Below are 18,887 nucleotides of genomic sequence, written 5' to 3'. Positions count from 1 at the left end.
CAATCGGGCATTGGCCCCGGCTCCGCGTGGCCGACTGGACCGACACCCGCAACACGCTGCACATGTGGACTCAGATCGTCGGAAAGGTGCGGCTGGCGTACGCACCGGCGGTCAACCACTGGTGGCACGTGACGCTGTACCCCACCGCGCGCGGCCTGACCACTTCGGCGATGCCGTACGACCACGGCGTCTTCGACATCGAGTTCGACTTCCTCGAACACCGTCTGCACGTGCGCGCCAGCGACGGTCGGACCCGTGACGTGGTCCTGGGATCCAAATCGGTTGCCACGTTCTATGGCGAGACGCTGGAGGCGCTGGCCGCGCTGGGCATCGAGCCGCAGATCCACGCCGCCCCCAACGAGGTCGAGCCCGCGGTTCCGTTCGCCGAGGATCACCAGAACAAGACGTACGACGGCGCGGCCGCGCAGTTGTTCTGGCGGCAACTGTTGCAGGCCGAGCGGGTGCTGGGCCGGTTCCGTGGTGAGTTCGTGGGCAAGGCGAGCCCGGTGCATTTCTTCTGGGGTGCGATGGACCTGGCCTACACCCGCTTCTCGGGCGCCGTCGCGCCGCCACACCCGGGCGGGGGTGCCGAACTGCCCGCCGCAGGTGATGCACGAGGGCTACTCACACGAGCTGGCGAGCTTCGGTTTCTGGCCGGGCGGCGGCGAGGAGGGCGCCTTCTACGCGTACGCCTACCCGGAACCACCTGGCTATGCGGAACGCACGGCCATGTTCTACGACAGGTCGCTGCAGGAATGCGTCCTGCCCTACGAACGGGTCGCCGACGCAGCCGATCCCGACGCGATGCTCACCGATTTTCTCCGTACGACCTACGAAGCGGCCGCCGACCTGGCCGCCTGGAATCGTTCCGCGCTCGAGGCATAGCAGTGCTCGAGGGGTAGCAGTGCTCGAGGCATAGCGGTCTCACCGTTGTCCGGTGAGCGCAGGCCCGGTCCGGCCCGGCACGACGAGCTGGGCCGGGCCGTCGGGCATTTCATTCGCGCCCTTGGTCCTCCTCGGCCGCAGCGTCGAGGCCCAACTGCCGGCGCGCGAGGAGACTGGCCCGGGTGAGCACGTCGATCTGCGCGGGGTTGTAGATGGAGGCCACGGCGTCGACGAACGTCTGCATGGTGGTGTGTTCGCCTCTGACCAGGCCGGCGCCCGGTTGGTTCGGCGCGGGCCCTGGTCAGCCGCTGGATCTCGGCCGCGAGCCGGGCGTCGACCTGCTCCAGGACTTCTGTCGGCACGACCCCGTTGGTCCGGGCCACGCCGATCTCGGGCAGCGGTACCCCCAGCGCGACGAGGCGCGGGGTGGTCGAAGATCGGCGCGTACAGGCCGCGACCGAGCCGGTTGCCGAGGAAGTCGGCCCGGCAGTGACGCACCCAGGCGGGAGCGTCGATGACGTCAAGCACCCGCTGCGCTCCGGACGGGCCCGCTGGGAAGTGGGCCCGCGCGGGACCCGGGCGCGGCACCGGCGGCGCGCGAAAGGTCGAACAGGCGGGCGCGTTCCGGATAGCACGGCTGTAAATATCCAGACAGAGCTATCTGAAGGATCTTCGCGTATCTATACCGTCCACGCCGGGCAGGTGAGCAACGACGGGTGCTAGGGGGCACGATGCGCCGATCGGGTGCGACAGTGGTTGCTCGGGGCGGCTTGGCGGTGACCCTCGTGGGGGTCCTGACCGTGATGCCGGCCGGTCCGGCGGCGGCCAGCGCGAAGGGCAGAGCGGCGGCGGCCGATCCGTTGTCGGTCAACTTCTCCAGCCAGGGCGCCCCGCTGCCGACGGGGTACGTGCGCGACTTCGGCCAGGGCTTCGGCGACCGGGTCGACCCCGGCCAGAGCACCGGGCTGCGCTATGGCTGGGTGGCTCCGGGCAGCGACACCCCGCTGAGCCTGGTCGGCAGCGGCCGGGACCGCGACCGGACCGGCATCGAGCAGCGGCTGGACACGCTCATGCACATGCAGGGCGACGACCTGTCGAACTTCAACGGGGTGCGGGCCGAGGGCGTCTGGGAGCTGGAGCGTCCCAACGGCACGTACACCGTGACGGTTTCGGCCGGGGACGGTCCGGCGCTGGACAGCCGCCACCAGCTCAACGTCGAGGGTTCCGTCGCGGTCGGGCCGTTCGTGCCGGCCAGCGGGGGCGAGTACCGCCAGGCCACGGTGGCCACCCGGATCATGGACGGGCGGCTTACCGTGGACGCCGCCGGTGGCTTCAACACCAAAATCAACTATCTCGACGTCGTGGCCGCGCCGCAGTTGGACGGCCGGCCGGCGATCACCGGCGTCACCCCGGCGGCCGGGACCGTCGCGGTGTCCCGGGACACCCCGATCGCGGCGACCGTCGACCTGCCGACCGTCGGCGCCGGGGTGGACGCCGCGACCCTGACCGCGGACACCGTACGGCTGATCCGGGTCGCCGACGGCGTGGCGGTGTCCGCCAACCGCAACACCAGCGGTGGTGGTGACGTGGTCGTCCTGCAACCAACCGGGTTGCTGACGGCGGACACCACGTACCGTTTCGAGATCACCGATGGTGTACGTGACACGTCCGGCGCAGCCTTCCTGCCGTACGCGGTCACCTTCACCACCGGCACGGCACCGGCCGTTCCCGGTGGCCCGATCGCGTTCGACAAGGTCACCCTGCCCACCGCGAGCGGTCAGACCTTCACCGCCGTCACCTTCGGCCCGGACGGCAGGTTGTACGCGGCCACCGTCACCGGGCAGATCATCCGGTACGCGGTCAACGCCGACGGCACCCTCGGCACGGGTGCGGTGATCGATTCCCTGCGTACCAGCGCGGGCGGCGACCGGATGCTCATGGGGCTGGCCTTCGACCCGGCGGCCACCGCCGGTGCTCCGGTGCTCTGGGTTACCCACTCCGCGTTCGGCTACGGCAGCATGCCGGACTGGACCGGGAAGATCAGCCGGATGAGCGGGCCACAGTTGGCGACGGTGACCGACAAGGTGGTCAACCTGCCCCGCAGCACCCGCGACCACCTCACCAACGGGCTCGCCTTCGGCCCGGACGGTGCCCTCTACGTCAACCAGGGCTCCAACACCGCGATGGGCGCACCGGACAACGCGTGGGGACAGCGACCCGAACGCACCCTCGGCGCGGCGGTGCTGCGGGTCGACACCAGCGCCCTGGGATCGACCCCGCTGGACGTCAAGACGGCCGACGGCGGCAGCTACGACCCGTTCGCGGCTGGCGCGCCGGTGACCGTCTACGGCAGCGGCATCCGCAACGCCTGGGACCTCGTCTGGCACAGCAACGGACACCTGTACGTGCCGACCAACGGCTCGGCCGCCGGCGGCAGCGCTCCGGCCGCCCCGGCCGCCCTGCCGGCCGCATGTACGCGCCGGGTGGACGTGGCGACCAACGGCGCCTGGACCGGTCCCCTCACGCCGGGCCTGACCGGGGTGTCGACCCAGCGCGACTACCTGTTCCGGGTGCGGGCGGGCGGCTACTACGGGCACCCCAACCCGACCCGCTGTGAATGGGTGCTCAACGGCGGCAACCCGACCGCCGACGTCGACCCGGCGCAGGTTTCCGAGTATCCGATCGGGACAGCACCCGACCGCAACTGGCGCGGGGCCGCCCACGACTTCGGCACCAACCGATCGCCCAACGGGGTCATCGAGTACCGGGGGACCGCGTTCGGCGGTGCCCTCACCGGCAAGCTGCTCGTGGTCCGCTACAGCGGGGGTGACGACATCGTCGTGTTGACGCCGGGTGCCACGGGTGACATCACCGCGTCGACCAGCGGCCTGCCCGGGATGGGCGGATTCACCGACCCGCTCGACCTGGTCGAGCACCCCGAGACCGGTAACCTCTACGTCTCGGAGTACGGCGGCCGGCGAATCACCCTGCTGCGACCCCGGACGTGACGGCACCCTCGAAACCGACCTGGCGAGAAGGACGAGGCCGAGGATCGTCCGAGGGACATCCGCAACCGGGCACGCCAGAGCCGCCCTCGGTATGCCGGCGGCCCAACGTTCCGCGCCGCCTGAGGGAGCGCCTCCTTCGGCGACCTCGACAGGGTGTGCAGGAAGCGACCGTCCGCCACACCGATCGCGGGCGGCCCTTGTGGCGGCGCTACGGAGCTGGCGGCCACGGGTTGTTCCAGGTCGGCGGGTTCACCGTCCGGAGCCGGCTGGTGGGTCGGCGAAGACTCCGTCGAGCATGCCGGTGGCCTGGCCGATCTCGATCAGGTAGCCGTCGGGGTCGCGCAGGTAGCAGCGAAGCTCGGCCTTCCGGTCCAGGGGCTCGGTGAGGAACTCACCGCCCTTGGCGGTGGCCTGGGCGTAGAACGCGCCGATGTCGGCGACGCGGACGTTGAGGAAACTGGAGACGGTGTCGCCGGGCTGCGGAGCGGCCAGGCTGATGTCCGGCTTGTCCGGGGTGGGTCCGCCGCCGGGGTTCATGATGATCCAGCTGTTGGCGATCTTCACGATCCCCGGGTTCTGATCCAGCACCACCTCGCCACCGAAGATGTCGGCGTAGAAGTCCCGCGAGACGGCGACATCGCGGACGGTGAGGAAGTGGGTGAGGATCAGTCCTTCGACGGGGGCGGGCAGGTTGCCATGGGTTGCGGGGGCCAACAGCATGCTCCTCTGTTCGTTGTCTTCGACCTTTGGCCGTGCTCCCGTTGTGCTGGGATGGGTGCGTGGGCGCAGATGTCCGGGGCTGCCATGCAGTGGGTCGGCTGTCGGGGTGCCCGCCTACGCATGGGCTTCGACCGCGCCTTGAAATACGGACCGAGACTGCCAGACTATTCTAGAATATTTATATCAGGACTAATTGGTAAGGATGCGCGAGCTTGTCGCCGGTGTACGCCGAGAGCCGCTGGCAGTACCGAGGGGTGCAGGATCGAGTGTGGGACAGCCGCGCCGTCAGCGGATCGGCCGGTCAATCGGTCACCCGGCCGAGCGCAGACCGGGCGATAGCCTGGGAACGGCCGCGTGACCGTGGCCAGCCGCGACAGTTCGGGATGGGACATGGAACTGTTCGGGCGACGCGCCGAGACCGCAGCGCTGGACCGGCTGCTGGATCGGGCGGCGAATCGCGCGGGTTTCGGTCTCGTGTTGTGGGGTGAGCCGGGTATCGGCAAGACCGCTCTGCTCGACTACGCCGTCAGGGCGGCGTCCGACGCGACGGTGCTGCGGTGTAGGGGGCACCCGGATGGAGGCATTCCTCGCGTTCGCGGCGCTGCACGAGCTGTTGTGGCCGGTATTGGATCGGCTGGAGACGCTCGCCGCCCCGCAGGCCATGGCATTGCGGGGTGCGCTGGGAATGAGCCGGGACCCGGCCAACCGCTTCCTCATCGGCGTGGCCGTGCTGTCGCTGCTCTCCGGTCTCGCGTGGGAGCGACCGGTGCTGGTCGCGCGTGGAACGAGGCCCTGCGTTCGGGTCTGCTTCCATGCCTCGGGAGCTCGCCTGGAGTTCCGGCACCCACTTGTCCCGGCGGCCGCCTACGACGGTTCTCCTCTCCCGGAACGACAAGCTGCGTCGTCAAGCCGCGCGGGCTGACGTAGAGGGTCACCTGCCACCAATGGTTGAGCAACGGGGCGTAGGCGGATCTTGCCCACGATCTGGGTCCACATGTGCAGGGTGTCGCGGGTGGGGGTCCAGTGCGAGACCCGAAGGCTCGGCCAGCTCATCGTTGCCGGGCTTGTCATCGCAACTCACATCCTCGATGCGGGCCACTCGTCGGTGACCCACCCGTACTCGGTCATGTCACGCCGTCGACCCACCGGTCGGCTCACTGGTTCCCGCACCTCTATCTCGGTCCAGACCGGGGAACTGCCTACCTTGGTGAGCGCAGCGGCGCATCCGGTGCGTCCGCGTAACGAGTGTCGGACGCCGCGGCCTGCGTCGCATCGGTCGGTCAATCGGTCGGTACGTCGATGCGGCCGTGCAGAGTCGCCCTCGACCCGGACGGACTCAGGGTGAAGAGCACCTAGCGCGGCAGGTCGAGCAGAACGACCGCGCCGATCTCGACGACCTGGCCCGGGAGAGCCAGCTCCACGGCCCCGAAGGTCGTGCTCGTCGGCCGGTGGTCGCCGAAGTAGGCGCTGTGCGCCGCAGTGGCCGGGCCGGAGCTCTCCCAGCCCAAACCATCAAGATCGGCAGAGGTGGTGCTGTGCGAACTCGCGTAGAGACTCCTCCAGCGGATGCCAACCTGGGTGAACCGGTGCCAACACGGGTCACCATGGCCGTTCACCTTGGGTGGCAGGGGAGTGGCCCACGTTCACCCACTTTGCCCGGACCCCTGTTCGCCCAGCCCAGGACCACACCCGGAGCACACGAACCCCGGTTCGCGACCGACGGTCGGTCGGGTCGCTAGACTAGGCCCTCGCGCCCTCGTAGCTCAGGGGATAGAGCATCGGTTTCCTAAACCGTGTGTCGCAGGTTCGAATCCTGCCGGGGGCACCAGGTCACAGCCTTGATCAGCGATCATTTCTCCGCCTTCCGGGGCTTCCGTGCCCGTTGCGTGCCCGATCGAGTGCGGTTTACCTTGTCCAGGTGCCGGGCCACCTCGTCATCCCGCTGGTCGATGGCACGGGCGTAGTGCCGGGTCGTGACACTGGCGTTGGCGTGCCCGAGCCGACGCGCGGCGACCAGGACGCCATGCGAGTCGGCGACCCAACTCGCGTGAGTGGCTCGCAGATCATGCGGAGTCACGTCCTCCAGCCCGGCGGCGGTGACCGCACGGAGGAACCGGCGGCGGAATCCGTGATAGCTCTGCTGCCGGTCCGAGGTCTGCCGCTGTCGACCCGGGAACACGAACGTATCCGGATCGTCGGGCAGGGTGGCGAGGTGCTGTTTGAGCAGCCGCACGACGAACGCCGGCACGGCCAACTCCCGCCGCTGATGATTCTTCGGGGTATCGATGACCGGCCCGCCAGGCAGTTCACTGACCGCATCCGCGACGACGATCCGAGACTCGGCCACCTGAACGTGCCGACGCCGCAGCGGCAACGCCTCACCGATCCGCAGCCCGGCGTAGGCCAGCAGCAGCACGAGCACCCGATCACCCAGCACGCAGTTGCCGGCAATCTGGTCGACCTGCTCGACGGTCAGGATGCGCGGGTCAGCCTCGGGGAGCCGAGGCAGCCGCACCTTCCGGCACGGCGATGCGGGAATCATGCTGTTGTCCACCGCAGCAGTCATGATCTGCGCCAACAGTCGGTACGCCTGCCGCACCTGAGACGGGCTCCACCGTTCCGACAGGTCAGCTACCCAGCGGTTCACCGCGATCGGGCGCAATACGGCGAGCTGCACCCGGCCGAGCTGCGGCAGGACCAGGCGGTCGAGGACGGACCGGTACGTGTGGCGGGTCTTCGCCTTCCAGCCCGACGACGCCGAGGCGAACCACTGTTCCGTCCACTCCGCGACGGACGTACGGCCCGCGTCCGGGTTGAGCCAGCGCCCGGACGTGATGTCAGCCTCCACCAGGCTGAGAAACCGATCCGCGTCACGCTCGCTACGGAAGGTCGTCGGTGCGGGATGGTCGAGACCGTCCGGACCGCGATAGCGCGCCTGGTAGCGGCCGGACGGCAGCTTGCGAACCCGTCCGAACCGGCGCTTACGGGAGCCCATCAGGCCGCCCGACCGTTCCGCCAGCGCACCGTGACCGGTTGCACGGTCGAGGCAGCGATGTACGCGTCCAGCACGCTGGCCGAGATTCGGACATGGGTGCCGAGCTTGACGAAGGCGATCCGCCGCTCGGCGATGAGCCTGCGCACGAACCGCACCTTCGTGCCGAGTCGTGCCGCCGCCTGGTCGACGGTCAGCAGTTGATCCACGGTGTCCCCCTCCTGATTGTTGACACGTACGTGTCAAGCGGCCACGGGTTGATCAGCGGCTTGTCGGGTGACGCGCTCATCGTCGAGGGCGTCGCGGGCGGCTTGTTGTCTGGCGCGGGCTTGGGCGGCGGCGGTGTTGGCCAGGAGGGCGTCTCCGGTGGTGATCCAGCCTGTGGCGTGGTAGCCGAGTTGGTAGATGACGAGTTCGGTTTGTTCGTCGTCCCAGGTGTGGGGGTGGCCTTCGGTGCGGCGCCAGATGGTGCGTTGGTGGCGGATGAAGCCGAAGGTGACGGAGAAGGCACGGCTTTTGGTGGTGATGTGGCCGCCGTAGCCGTACTGGTGTGCCCACCGTCGTAGCCGCTGGTAGTCGGGGTGCTCGCCGAGGTCCCAGTAGGCCCGGATGAGTCGGCCGGGGTGGCTGTTCGGGTCGGCGTAGGCGTCGAGGTTGGTGCCGTCGACTCGACGCAGGTTTAGGCCGGTGACTTCGGTGGATTTGGTGACGTACTTGGCGATGTAGCCGGTGATCCGGGCGAGGTTGACCTCTCCGCCGGGGGCGTTGACGTGCTTGAGGTCCAGGCCCTTGTCTCCCCACCGGATCGGCCAGCCCCGGCCGCCGTTGGCCGGATGCGGTGCGGAGGTGTAGGCGGTTTTCCGGAATGCGGTCTCGACCGCTTCGGCGAGCATGGGTCGGGTGATCGCGGCCGGGGGTGGGGTGATCGCGGTGGGGCAGTCGGGGTGGTAGCCGTCGAGACGGATCAGGGCGTGGTAGTGCACGACGCCTCGGGCTTGGAATTCGTAGACCTTGATGTAGCGGCGTCGTAGGTCGACGCCGTGGCGTTTGCCGAGTCGGCGGAGTTCCCGGTCGACTTGTTGGATGGTGCGGCGCCACAGTTCGGGGGCTTCGTGGTTCCAGACGACCTGTGCGGCGTGGTCGTAGCAGTCGAGGCACAGGGGTTGGCCGAGACGGTGGTCGCCGGGCTTGTGCCGGTCGCCGCAGCGGATCGGTATCCCGTGGGAGCAGGTGCGTCCGAACGGGTGGCAGGGTGCGGGCCGGCAGGCGCAGCCGTCTTTCTTGCGGCAGTCGGCGGCGTGGACCTGGACGACGCGGTGATGGACAGGGCCGAACGAGGGGGCGGTCGCCGTGACGAAGACGGCGATGTGCTCGTTTAGGGGTGGTAGTCCCCACCGGTCGCCTTGGAGGCCGGCTTTGATGAGGTGGTAGGTGTCGCGGCGGTAGACCTCGGCGCAGGCGGGGCAGACCGTGGCGCGGCGGTTGCCGCACGGGGTGTAGATCGCGCCGTCGGGCATGGTGTCGGTGTCGACGGTGGCGACCCGTTGTCCGTCGGGGTTGTTGACGTGGATCTGGCCGGCGAGGCGGATGGGGTGTTTGCAGGCCCAGGCGCCCCGGACGTGGTGCAGCCATTCGGGGTAGTCGGGGTCCTGGGCGCGGGCGCGCCCGGAGTCGACGGTGCGGGGGTCGTGGCCCCGGACGTAGCCGTCGCGGTGGCCGGTGGTGCGGGTGGGGGTGGCCCAGGGCCAGTACTCGGCGGAGGCTCCCGTGCCCGGAACCTTGTTAGGGGTTCCGGGTACGAGAGGCAGCGTCGAGGTCACGCGGTGGCTCCGACAGGCTTGCCGTTGTGCGGTTGGGTGTTGGTGGCCGGCTGGTTGAGTGCGGTCAGGATGTCGGCGGCGATGTTGGTCGGGACGCGGAGTCGAACCGCGAGTTGTCCCGGGGTGATGTCTTCGCCGTGTACTTGCCGGTGGCTCTTGACGATGGTCCGTGCTCCGGGGAGCAGTCCCGTCACGTTGGTCGGGGTGCTGTCCGGCGCCGGTTCGGGACGCGGCGTCGGCCGTTCCGTGTCAGGGCTGGACGGCGGTTCCGTGCTGCCGGTGGTGCTATCTGCTTCGCCCGGGGTTGCAGGGTTGGGTGCTTCGATCGGTTGGGGTTGGGTGGCCGGTGTCGGTGCGGCGGCCGGGCTGACCGTCGGCGCGGCGGGGATGTCCGTGGGGGACGACGCCGGGGCGACGGTGGCCGGCACTTCTGCCGTGACGGTTGTAGGCCGGGAGACGGTGAAGACGAGCTTGGACAGGGCGAAGAAGGCCAGCGCCGGTAGGGCGGAGACCATCCAGCCGAACACGGTCGGTTCGGCCACGGCCAGCTGTGCGGTCAGTGACAGACCGACAGCGACGACGAGCAGGAACATCGGGTAGCCGATCGGGCCGCCGGTACGGCGACGGATGGCGATGACGATCAGTGCGGCTACGGGGATGAGTTCGGTGATGACGGCGTTGGCCCAGCCGAACCAGTCACCGGTACCGGTGGGGCTGTTTTCCATGGTCCAGTCGTGGACGTGGGAGAACGAGGCGGCCCCGGCCATGCTGCCGACGAGCAGCACGATGAAGATGAGGACGCCGTACTGAAGTTCAGACGCTGCGCCGTTCTGCGTCTTGGTGGGCTTGGCGGGTGCGGCCATGTCAGTCACCTCGCTTGAGCTTCTGGGCGAGGAGGCCGTACCGGATGCGCTCGTCTTCGTCGATGATCGAGACGTGGTAGCCGAGCGCTTCGAGGTCGCGCTTCTGGCGGTCGATGTTGGCGGGGTCGACCCGGACCTCTCGGACGGAGGTGTCGGTCTCGGCGAACATGAACAGCTTGCGCATGTGGTTCTCCTTAGAGGCAGGCGATGAGGAGGGCCGAGATCCAGAGGCAGGCGTAGTGCAAGGACTGGTCAGCGACGTACATGCCGCAGACCGGGGTTAGCCGGTCAGCGAAGGCGGCGGAGCCGGTCAGGCGGAGGATGAGGCGTACCGGCCAACGGCGGTCCAGCAGTGCGTGCGTGACGGCGGAGAAGCCGATACCGGTGGCGAGTCCGATTACGGATACCGGCAGGTCGAGTAGGACGACGGTGGCGGCGAGCATTGCCGTGAGGGTCAGGTGGTAGGTGGCGACGTGGAGGAGTAGGTGTCGCCAGCCGGCCCAGCCGGGGTCGGCCTTGTGCGAGGCATCGGAGTCGGTTTGCACGATGTGGTCGGCGAATTGATGGGCCGGGATGAGAACGGCCGTGACGACCGCGAAGACGATGGCGGAGTTCATCGGGCACCTCCAGGTGCGCAGTCGAAGCACTCCCCGAGGGAGCGTTGGATGTAGTAGGGCCGGACCTGTCGGCAGGTGGGGCAGGTGCGGCGGGCGGTCAGCGCCCGGTCGATAGCGGCGCGTTGGGCCGGGGTCGCGGTCCGTTTCGGGACGGCGAGGTCGATGCGGTAGAGGTAGGCGCAGCGCTTGCCTTTGCGCCACAGGATTTGCGCGGCGATGTCTTGGCCGCCGGGGCGGAGGTTGCGGGCGCGGAGTTGCCTGCGGGTGGCCAGGCCGGCGGGCGCGAGCTTGAATGGGTAGGTGGGTAGGCCGTATTTGTCGCCGGTGGGGTCGTAGAAGACCATCGAGTCGTCTCCCTCGTCGGCGTCGTCGTCCTGGTCCTCGTTGTCGTCGGCCGGGTTGGGGCCGGTGGTGAAGGTCGGGTGTTGGTAGGTGTCGCGGTCGATGTCCTCGGGGAGGAACGCCGCGCCGCAGACGGCGCAGACGATCGGGCCTTCGTCGAAGGCCGCGATGGAGATGCGGAGTTTGCGGGGGCACTCGCATTCGCAGGTGTGGCCGTTGTTGTTGTTCGTGCGGCCTTTGCTCTCTCCGGTCGGTTCGGGGTGCCGGTAGACGCGTAGTGCGTCGCCGAGAGCGGTGATGACGGTGCGGTAGCGGGCGCGGGTGATGTCGGTGAGGGTGCAGGGCGAGTAGCCGAGCTTGTCGTCCTTGGTTGTGGACATGCCGAGTTCGGCGGCGAGGCTGGCGAAGTGTTTGTTGTGCCAGCGGCCCTGCCGGGAGGTGTCCTTGATGCCCCGGGCATCGGCGAGGCCGTGCGCGGCTTCGTGTAGGAGGGTGGTGAACACGGCATCGGGTTCGCGGGATAGGCCCTCGCCGGAGATGAGGACTTCGGGTAGCTGGTTGTCGCCGGCCTGCCAGCGCAGGGCGGCGAAGTGGCCCCACTTCATCGGCTGGTTGGCCTTGTGGGGGGAGCCGGAGCCGACGATGAGGACGGCGGCGGGTACGTCGGGGTTGTGGTCGCGGATTGCGGACCAGGCGTTTTCGAGTGCGGTGAGGATGTCGGCGGTGGAGTGGTCGCCAAGGTTTTGACACGTACGTGTCAGGTTGGTGATGTTGGGGGCGGTCATCGGTTCACCTCCGACGGCAGGGCGGTCGACAGGCGTTTGCCGGTCAGGTCGGCAAGCTGGTTCGGGGTCAGCGGTGCGAGTACGCGCGGGCCGGCTTCGTAGCGGCGGCGGCGCAGCAGCGGCCGGACGACGGCGGCGGACGGGCACAGTGGCGCCGTCTGGCTGTAGGCGTGCTCGCAGGTCGGGCAGGCCACCGGTACGGGAAGCCGGGCCGGGGTGTGATCGGCCCAGATGGTCACGAGCTGCGCGACGGTGAGGTTGGGTCCGGCGGTCAGGAGCCGGCGGTCGAGGCGGATCATCGGGTGCCGCCGTGGGTGCGGTCGTGGTCGTCGGCGGCGGCGCGGAGGATGTCCAGGACATCGGCCAGGGCTTGGGTGCTGTCGTCGTTCCAGCCAGCGACGATCTCGGGGGCCGAGCTGCACATGGCGCCGTAGTAGTCGGATTCCTTGACGCGTCCGTCGGTCCAGAGATATTCGGCGAGTTGCGCGGTTACGCGGTTGACCAGGCGCCACGCGTCGTGGCGTTCCTGCCGGTCGACGGGCGCGCTGAGACCGCCGTAGATGCTGATGGTGATGGCGCCGATCGCGCAGGCCGCAGGGAACGGGTCCGTGGTGTCGGGCTGGTACGCGTTGCCCTGGATCCAGCCGTGGCGTTCGAGGTAGCGGGCAGTGCAGCGCAGGATGTCAGCCGGGGTCAGGTCGGCCAGCGCGGCGGCGGTGGGGTCCGGTTTTTGGGTAGGGTTCATGGCGGCCACGTCCCTTCGTGGGCGTTGGTTGGGGCCGGCAGATCGGGCAGCTTGCTAGGGCGTGGACCGGTCTGTCGGCTTTCCTCTATCGGCGGTACAGGTGGAGCCGGATCGAGACGCGGATGCGGCGGTCGCCGGGTCCGCAGGGTTGTGGGGCGGTGGAGTGGACCAGGACCCCGGCCCGGTAGGCGGCGTTGACGAGTTCGTTGATGTCTTCGGTCAGCCCGGTGATGGTCAGGTCGGTGTAGCGGGCCGGGTCGTTGAGCGGGTTCATGCCGCCACCGCCACAGGCTGCTGGTCGACGGCGGCCGGGTGTGGGGTGGTGAGGCGGTCACGGCGGCGGGTCCAGGTGGCGTAGTCGGCCACGCGGATGATGTCCATGTCGGTCATGTACGCGGCCTTGACCCGGTTCGGCATGCCGCCCTCGGCGATGAGGAAGCCCTCACCCTGGTTGTCCGGGTCGATGCTGTTGGCGGAGAATCCGCGGGCGTACCAGCCGTGGCCGAGAACGATGTCCGAGGACACGTCGTTGGTGCAGCGGCCGGCGAACCGCCACGCGAACAGGTCCCGCAGCGACGGCGGAATGATGTCCGAGGACGGGCGCTGAGTCGCGGCGGCGACGATGATGCCGACGGCGCGTCCCCGGGCCACGATGTCGCGGAGCAGGGCGGCGAACAGCTTCTGTGTCTTGTCGTCTCCGGCGGTGGCGGAGAAGTAGGCGATCTCATCGACCGCGACGAGGATCTGACCGAACAGGTCGTTGGGGCCGACCTTGCGGCGGCGGCGGGACAGCAGGAACGTGTACCGGTTGTCCATCACCCGCTGCACCCGGATCAGGGTGCGGATGGCGTGGCCGATGTTCGGGCCGACGAACACGTCGGCGGCGTCCTTCCACAGGCCCAGCTCGACCTGCTTGCCGTCGAGCAGACACAGCCGGACATCGGTGGACAGCGCGGCGTGACCGACGATGGTGTTGAGCAGGCTCGACTTGCCGGCACCCGGTTCGCCGCCGATGAGGATGTTGCGGTACATCATCGGCAGGTAGACCGGCTGACCGAACTCGTCGATCCCGAGGAACACCGGATCGAAGATCGACATGATGGGGCCGACCGGAACCGTGTCCGGCTGTGGGTCACCCCGCAGTGGTAGCGGGATGGTGTCGGTGGTCATAGCAGACTCCCAGGCAGGATGGTGGGGAAGGCGCGGACGGTCGCATCCGACGGCCGGTGCTCGGCCCGCGCACTCCAAGAGGCAGAGGTTGGTTAGGCGTAGTCGGAGGGGTCGAACCCGGACGGGTCCGCGACGGTGCTGTTGTTGGTGGGGTTGCGCGGTTTGCGCGGCCGGGGGTTGTCGTCCGGCCCGGTGACCGGCTCGTCCGGCACGTCGGGCAGGTCCAGGCCGACAGGCGGCATGCCCGGAGAGGTAGGAGCGTTGGCCGGCACATCCGTGGGGATGAAGCCGGGCAGCGGCGACACGACGGTGTCGGTCAGGGGTTCACGTCGGGTGATGTCGACCCGGATCAGCGCCGCGTACCTACGCGATGCCCGCATGACGCGGACCTCGTTCGCCCAGCAGGCGACCGCCAACCTGTGCACCTGCCCCTCGGCCTCCAGGTCCTTCAGAGAGAGGCCGGGGCGCAGCCAGATCCAGACCCGTTCCCCGGCCGGGGTCGGCCGGGCGAGCAGGACCAGCGGCAGCACGCCGTTACGGTTCGTGGCGACGAACGCGGCGAAGCACATCCGTAGCCGGTGCCGGACGATCAGGCACCACGACCAGGCGACGAGGCGGCGGCGGACCGGGCCGACAGCGGCCGGGACACCGACCAGCACGGCCAGGACCAGCAGCGCCACCACCAGGTTCGCGGCCTGCATGAGTGCCTGCCAGCCGTAGACCAGGCCGAGGCCGAGCAGGATCTCCGGCAGCCAGTGCCAGAACACCCGCAGCACCGGCCACGACACGACCAGCACGAATACCACAGACGCGGTGAGCGCGCCGATCAGGGCGCCGACGATGAACCCGAGAATCGGATGCATGTACTCCGAGGCGACAGTGCCGGCCAGCAGACCGACCACCCCGAGAGTGACGAAGAAAGCGATGGTCGCCCGACGACGGTAGGAACGGGCAACCTGCGTTTCGATGACAGTGACAGTCCCCTGACGGTTCGACGAGCCGAACAGGGACCGACGGCTAGACTTCAGCACAACGAGTCCTTTCCTCGTGATGGGGGCAAGGAGTTGTTGATGAGGGACGCGGGGTCGCAGCCGACGCCAATCAACGGCGACCCCGTGTCCACCTCTCCCGGGCTGACACGTACGTGTCAACAGCCGGTAGGAACCCGAACCGGCTACCGGTCAGCGGTCTCGATCGGCCGCAGATCCGAAGCGCGGAACGCCACACCGGAGCGGACCTTCCCGTCCCGATCGTTGACCCACGGCAGCGCCTCCAGGTCCACCGGCACCACCGGCTGACGAACGGTCACCGGCGGCATGGTCGGGGCGACCACGGTCACGTTGATGACCTCACCCGCGTTCTCCGACAGCGCGTACAGGTGCACCGTCCACATCGGGTTCTTCGACTCCCGGTCGAACTTCTGCTGACCGTTCTGGTCCAGCTTCGGCACCGGGTTCACCGACACCTCGTACGACACACGCGACGTGTCCAACAGCAGACGACCCATCACGAACTCCTCTCGACTAGGGCGCACCCACCTTGGATGCCTGCCCGGCTGAGCTCGCCCTCGTCCGGCGAGCTGCTCACTTCAGAGTACCAACTCACTTGGTACTTCACCAGACCTTCCATGTCGCCCAGTTGGCGACCGGATGTTGGTAAGACAACGATCTCGCTCGATCGAGGTGAGCGACAGGTGTCACTGCGGTGACAGGCCGAAGTCCCCTGCCGTATCACCCCCGCAAGGTGGATACTCGGAGGTATGACGGATGAGCTGGAGGAAGACTCGCGGCCCGCGTGGGCGCAGCGACTTCGCTCGGAGCGAACCGCACGAGGTTGGTCCCAGGGTGACGCGGTGCGGGCGCTTAGAGCGCACGCGAGCGATCCGCTGCCGTCCGACAGCACCCTTCTGCGCAACTGGAAGCGGTGGGAGGCGGGGAACTCCGAGCCGGACAGCTTCTACAAGGCGCTGATCGCGAAGACCTACGGCACTGTTACGGCAGCGTTTTTCCCCCGGGGGAGTAGCTCCGATGCTGACGCGGAGCTACTGGTAGGTAGCGGCATGGAAACTCTTGAGATCCTCGCGCGTATCCGCGCATCGGACGTGTCGTCATCTTCGCTTGACGCTCTCCGCATCACAGCCGACCGACTCTGCTGTGAGTACCCCTACGCTCCTTCGGATCAGCTTTACATCGAAGGGAAAACCTGGCTCCGCCGTATCACGGGACTGATGGACCGCCGCTTGACGCTTTCTCAGCACCAGGAAGTGCTCACACTCGCCGGCTGGGTAGCCTTACTCGTCGGATGTGTCGAGTACGACATGGGAATGCGGAGGGAGGCGGAAAGCACGCGCAAAGCAGCGCTAAGCCTCGGTGAAGAGGCGGGTAACGCGGCGATTATCGGATGGGCGCACGAAATGCGCGCATGGTACGCCCTGACACAGGGCGATTACCGAGGAGTTATAGCCGCTGCGGAACTAGGGGCGGCGAAGGCCCCGCGACAGAGCGTTGCTGTGCAGCTAGCAGCACAGCAAGCCAAGGCATGGGCGCGGATCGGAGACCGCAGACAAGTCGAGACCGCCCTCGATCGCGGTCGGACCCTTTTAGAATCGCTGCCCTACCCGGAGGACACCGACCACCATTTCGTGGTCGATCCTTCAAAGTTCGACTTCTACGCCATGGACTGCTACCGGTTGGCCGGAGAAGACCGGCTTGCCGGGATGTACGCTCACGAAGTCATACGATCCTCTACTGACCCGGACGGCACCGAACGGAAGCCCATGCGAAACGCCGAGGCGCGTCTGACTCTCGGCGTTGTCGCTGCCCGTGCGGGAGAAGTCGAGGAAGCAGTAGCCTACGGTCGCCAAGCTCTGTCCGGCGATCGCAGGTCCCTACCCTCACTCCTGATGTGCTCCCGAGAGCTGGGGCAGCTCCTACACGAGCGGCACCCCGAGCACCCCGAGGCGTCTGCCTTCCTAGACGAGTTGCGGGCCCTTAGTGCCGCAGCAGGCTCCCGGTAGGCTCAGTCGCTGTCCGCCCGAGTGTCGGCAGATGCCGGTCGGCCACCAGTGCCGGGGCGGGGACGCTGCCTGTGCCACTCGATGATCCGGGTTGGCCGCCACATGTGGGTTCTGCCGACGGTCGCGTCCGGGGCCGGCATCTGGCCGCGCTTCCGGTAGTTCGTCACAGTTGCCACCTTGACGCCGAGGTACGCGGCGACATCAGATGTCGTCCACCACTCCGCATCTCTGTCGGGTACACCAGCCACGGTTTCATTGTTCCCCATCGGGCGATGATGTTCGACCCATGCTGACCTTGGTCCTGGTCGCAGTGGTCTGGGTGCAGGTCCGGTCCGGAGGCCAACACCCCGTGCGCTGGCTGTCTTTCCCGGTGCGTGCACGACAGCTGATGACCGCACGGCCGTGGCCCCGGTTACGATCGGTGACGTTGAGTCGGCGTGACGCACTCCACGTTGAGTTAGCGCACGGCGCCATTGTCTATTGCTCGGCATCGGCTAGGTCGATGACGGCTGACGCGACATGCAAGGCGTACTCCAGATCGTCACGGCAGCCGATGCAGGCGACACAGCGGAGTAGGTAGTGGAGCAAATACGGGTCATCCCGGTAATCGTCGATCATGTCCATGATGAAAGGTAGAAACTCGGAGCGGCACCCATCCTGAACGGCCCAAACCAATTCCTGCGGATAGTCCTCACATTTTGCTGCGACGGTTGCTGGTGACTCCGAAGACATTGCGAATTCGATTGCAATCTTTCGCATCTCCGTTGTCGGCGCGACTTTGAGTACAACAGCCAGATCCAGGTTCGCCACCAGTGCAGCATCCTTCGCGATCAGCGAGCCTGGATAGAACCGTACAGAGGCGGTACCCGGTTCCTCGATCTCTCCTCGGATGGCTTGAAACGCAAGCACGCTTCGTGCCTGATCATCGAGCCCCCGAATTCCGTAGAACTTATATGCCGCCCAGCGTCGTAGACTCCGCTCACTGCGGAGACACGCGAAGGCGAGGTCGTAGCTGGCGGTTCCCCGTAGGAGAAACAAGACGCGCTGTAGTGCGCGATCGAACTGCAAGCACCGCCTGCGGGGCATACTCCGCCGATGCAATTCATGCAGCACGCCGGCGAGCTGCTCCGCAGCCTCCGCTGTCGAGCCGCTGAGGCGGACGACGATCTCGTCCACTAGAAGTGTTGTATCAGTGTCCGATCGCTCCTCAAACCGGAGGAGGGCTCCCAGTAGCCCCTCGAACGACATCCCGCCGTATCCGTTGCGATATCGGGTTACCGCAGCACGGAGGTTCTCGAGCCCTTTCTTCCGGCGGTGTCCTAGCCCCCAGGGGTTGGGGTAGCGGAGGAGGTAGGGCGGCAGATCCCGCGGTTGATCAAACGGTTCAGTCACGACGCCAGTCTCCGACGCGGGTACGACAGTTCCGCCCAGTTCCCCGAGGTCGAGTTCCCCGAGATCGAGATCAAGCAGGAGAACGGCGCTCTTCTGCGTTTGGACTACGCCTGGAACGAACGTGCTCCCTGGATGTGAGAACTTTCTGTACGGGATCAAGGCGGCCCGCTTCGCAGGCCGCACGCGCCGCCGACCAGGGGCCGGGCCTCCGGCCCGCCGCCGACGCCTTGCCGCTTCGCTCCCGGCGTCGACGGTAAAGCCCCGCCGGCGGCGCGGAACATGACGAAGCCCCGGGCCGCCGGGATCAGCAGCACAGGGCAAAAGAACCAGAAGGACCGGCCTACGGCCGGACTCACCAGAAGCAGGAGCCTCCGGCGGGAGCGCTCAGGCTCCGGGATGGTGGAGAGCCATCCAGTCCACCGACGACCCAGGCGGAGCCGAGCAGACCAGGGCCAGGGCGCCAAGGTCGTACGTCCGGCAGGGCGCTCCACCTTGGCGCCCTGGCCCTGGCCCGCTCCACGGGGTGTGGGTC

Annotated in this window: 21 protein-coding genes, 1 tRNA gene and 2 pseudogenes; 6 read left to right on the top strand and 18 right to left on the bottom strand. The window is 67.9% G+C overall.

All coding sequences use genetic code 11. The features are described 5' to 3' along the window. Positions 1 to 62: 62 nt before the first annotated feature. A pseudogene (locus O7626_RS30790) lies at positions 63 to 542 on the top strand (DUF5996 family protein); the annotation flags it as partial. 67 nt (positions 543 to 609) lie between these two features. Then, positions 610 to 885 carry a DUF5996 family protein gene (locus tag O7626_RS30785; RefSeq protein WP_278066390.1) on the top strand — a complete coding sequence of 92 codons (276 nt, stop codon included), beginning with the start codon at positions 610 to 612 and terminating at the stop codon, positions 883 to 885. Positions 886 to 994: 109 nt separating this feature from the next. Here O7626_RS30785 and O7626_RS30780 read toward each other — a convergent pair whose 3' ends face one another. After that, positions 995 to 1,129, bottom strand: coding sequence for a hypothetical protein (locus tag O7626_RS30780; protein ID WP_278064531.1), 135 nt, complete (start codon positions 1,127 to 1,129; stop codon positions 995 to 997). A gap of 532 nt (positions 1,130 to 1,661) precedes the next feature. Here O7626_RS30780 and O7626_RS30775 point away from each other — a divergent pair. Further along, on the top strand, positions 1,662 to 3,893 hold the full coding sequence (locus O7626_RS30775; protein WP_278064530.1) for an Ig-like domain-containing protein: 2,232 nt from the start codon (positions 1,662 to 1,664) through the stop codon (positions 3,891 to 3,893). A 249-nt stretch (positions 3,894 to 4,142) separates the two neighbouring features. Here O7626_RS30775 and O7626_RS30770 read toward each other — a convergent pair whose 3' ends face one another. Next, positions 4,143 to 4,613: a VOC family protein gene (locus tag O7626_RS30770; protein ID WP_278064529.1), complete on the bottom strand. Its 471-nt coding sequence runs from the start codon at positions 4,611 to 4,613 to the stop codon at positions 4,143 to 4,145. Positions 4,614 to 5,187: 574 nt separating this feature from the next. Between O7626_RS30770 and O7626_RS30765 the strand changes: the two genes are divergently transcribed. Further along, complete coding sequence (locus tag O7626_RS30765) at positions 5,188 to 5,535, top strand: hypothetical protein (protein WP_278066534.1); 348 nt, start codon at positions 5,188 to 5,190, stop codon at positions 5,533 to 5,535. A gap of 25 nt (positions 5,536 to 5,560) precedes the next feature. Here O7626_RS30765 and O7626_RS30760 read toward each other — a convergent pair. Together O7626_RS30760 and O7626_RS30755 are read right to left on the bottom strand one after the other, a co-directional pair. Beyond that, positions 5,561 to 5,609: pseudogene (locus tag O7626_RS30760) on the bottom strand (hypothetical protein); the annotation flags it as partial. A gap of 356 nt (positions 5,610 to 5,965) precedes the next feature. Continuing rightward, complete coding sequence (locus O7626_RS30755; protein ID WP_278064528.1) at positions 5,966 to 6,121, bottom strand: hypothetical protein; 156 nt, start codon at positions 6,119 to 6,121, stop codon at positions 5,966 to 5,968. A gap of 244 nt (positions 6,122 to 6,365) precedes the next feature. Between O7626_RS30755 and O7626_RS30750 the strand changes: the two genes are divergently transcribed. Continuing rightward, positions 6,366 to 6,441, top strand: a tRNA-Arg gene (locus O7626_RS30750). 21 nt (positions 6,442 to 6,462) lie between these two features. Here O7626_RS30750 and O7626_RS30745 read toward each other — a convergent pair. From O7626_RS30745 to O7626_RS30685, 13 genes are all read right to left on the bottom strand, one after another. Next, the gene (locus O7626_RS30745) at positions 6,463 to 7,608 is read right to left on the bottom strand and encodes a site-specific integrase (RefSeq protein WP_278064527.1); all 1,146 of its coding nucleotides are present in this window, start codon (positions 7,606 to 7,608) and stop codon (positions 6,463 to 6,465) included. Continuing rightward, positions 7,608 to 7,805 carry an excisionase family DNA-binding protein gene (locus O7626_RS30740; RefSeq protein WP_278066389.1) on the bottom strand — a complete coding sequence of 66 codons (198 nt, stop codon included), beginning with the start codon at positions 7,803 to 7,805 and terminating at the stop codon, positions 7,608 to 7,610. The genes O7626_RS30745 and O7626_RS30740 overlap by 1 nt, the downstream gene beginning before the upstream one ends. A 42-nt stretch (positions 7,806 to 7,847) precedes the next feature. Next, on the bottom strand, positions 7,848 to 9,425 hold the full coding sequence (locus O7626_RS30735; protein WP_278064526.1) for a replication initiator: 1,578 nt from the start codon (positions 9,423 to 9,425) through the stop codon (positions 7,848 to 7,850). Continuing rightward, on the bottom strand, positions 9,422 to 10,288 hold the full coding sequence (locus tag O7626_RS30730) for a hypothetical protein (protein WP_278064525.1): 867 nt from the start codon (positions 10,286 to 10,288) through the stop codon (positions 9,422 to 9,424). Before O7626_RS30730 ends, O7626_RS30735 begins: the two co-directional genes overlap by 4 nt. Position 10,289: 1 nt before the next feature. Then, positions 10,290 to 10,472 (bottom strand): hypothetical protein, encoded by a 183-nt coding sequence (locus tag O7626_RS30725; protein WP_278064524.1) that lies wholly within the window; start codon positions 10,470 to 10,472, stop codon positions 10,290 to 10,292. 10 nt (positions 10,473 to 10,482) lie between these two features. After that, the gene (locus O7626_RS30720) at positions 10,483 to 10,905 is read right to left on the bottom strand and encodes a DUF3307 domain-containing protein (protein ID WP_278064523.1); all 423 of its coding nucleotides are present in this window, start codon (positions 10,903 to 10,905) and stop codon (positions 10,483 to 10,485) included. Beyond that, entirely contained in the window at positions 10,902 to 11,249 is a 348-nt protein-coding gene (locus tag O7626_RS30715; RefSeq protein ID WP_278066388.1) for an RRQRL motif-containing zinc-binding protein, read from the bottom strand. Before O7626_RS30715 ends, O7626_RS30720 begins: the two co-directional genes overlap by 4 nt. Before the next feature lie 779 nt (positions 11,250 to 12,028). Further along, entirely contained in the window at positions 12,029 to 12,331 is a 303-nt protein-coding gene (locus O7626_RS30710) for a hypothetical protein (protein WP_278064522.1), read from the bottom strand. Next, complete coding sequence (locus O7626_RS30705; RefSeq protein WP_278064521.1) at positions 12,328 to 12,786, bottom strand: hypothetical protein; 459 nt, start codon at positions 12,784 to 12,786, stop codon at positions 12,328 to 12,330. Before O7626_RS30705 ends, O7626_RS30710 begins: the two co-directional genes overlap by 4 nt. Before the next feature lie 76 nt (positions 12,787 to 12,862). After that, entirely contained in the window at positions 12,863 to 13,051 is a 189-nt protein-coding gene (locus O7626_RS30700; RefSeq protein ID WP_278064520.1) for a hypothetical protein, read from the bottom strand. After that, positions 13,048 to 13,947: an FtsK/SpoIIIE domain-containing protein gene (locus O7626_RS30695; RefSeq protein WP_278064519.1), complete on the bottom strand. Its 900-nt coding sequence runs from the start codon at positions 13,945 to 13,947 to the stop codon at positions 13,048 to 13,050. The genes O7626_RS30700 and O7626_RS30695 overlap by 4 nt, the downstream gene beginning before the upstream one ends. 92 nt (positions 13,948 to 14,039) lie before the next feature. After that, complete coding sequence (locus tag O7626_RS30690) at positions 14,040 to 14,810, bottom strand: hypothetical protein (protein WP_278064518.1); 771 nt, start codon at positions 14,808 to 14,810, stop codon at positions 14,040 to 14,042. Between the two features lie 311 nt (positions 14,811 to 15,121). Continuing rightward, positions 15,122 to 15,454, bottom strand: a complete 333-nt coding sequence (locus O7626_RS30685) for a hypothetical protein (protein ID WP_278064517.1) — start codon at positions 15,452 to 15,454, stop codon at positions 15,122 to 15,124. A gap of 252 nt (positions 15,455 to 15,706) precedes the next feature. On the opposite strand from O7626_RS30685, the gene O7626_RS30680 reads away from it, so the two are divergent. Beyond that, a complete protein-coding gene (locus O7626_RS30680; RefSeq protein ID WP_278064516.1) occupies positions 15,707 to 16,963 on the top strand; it encodes an XRE family transcriptional regulator in 1,257 nt (418 codons plus the stop codon). 477 nt (positions 16,964 to 17,440) lie between these two features. Here the strand turns inward: O7626_RS30680 and O7626_RS30675 are convergent, their stop codons facing one another. Beyond that, positions 17,441 to 18,514 carry a hypothetical protein gene (locus O7626_RS30675; protein WP_278064515.1) on the bottom strand — a complete coding sequence of 358 codons (1,074 nt, stop codon included), beginning with the start codon at positions 18,512 to 18,514 and terminating at the stop codon, positions 17,441 to 17,443. Between the last annotated feature and the right edge of the window lie 373 nt (positions 18,515 to 18,887).

This window comes from Micromonospora sp. WMMD1102 (assembly GCF_029626265.1).
In the GTDB taxonomy this organism is placed as follows: Bacteria; Actinomycetota; Actinomycetes; order Mycobacteriales; family Micromonosporaceae; genus Plantactinospora.
The sequence above is the reverse complement of the archived record's forward strand: the minus strand, read 5'-3'. Positions and strand labels throughout refer to the sequence as shown.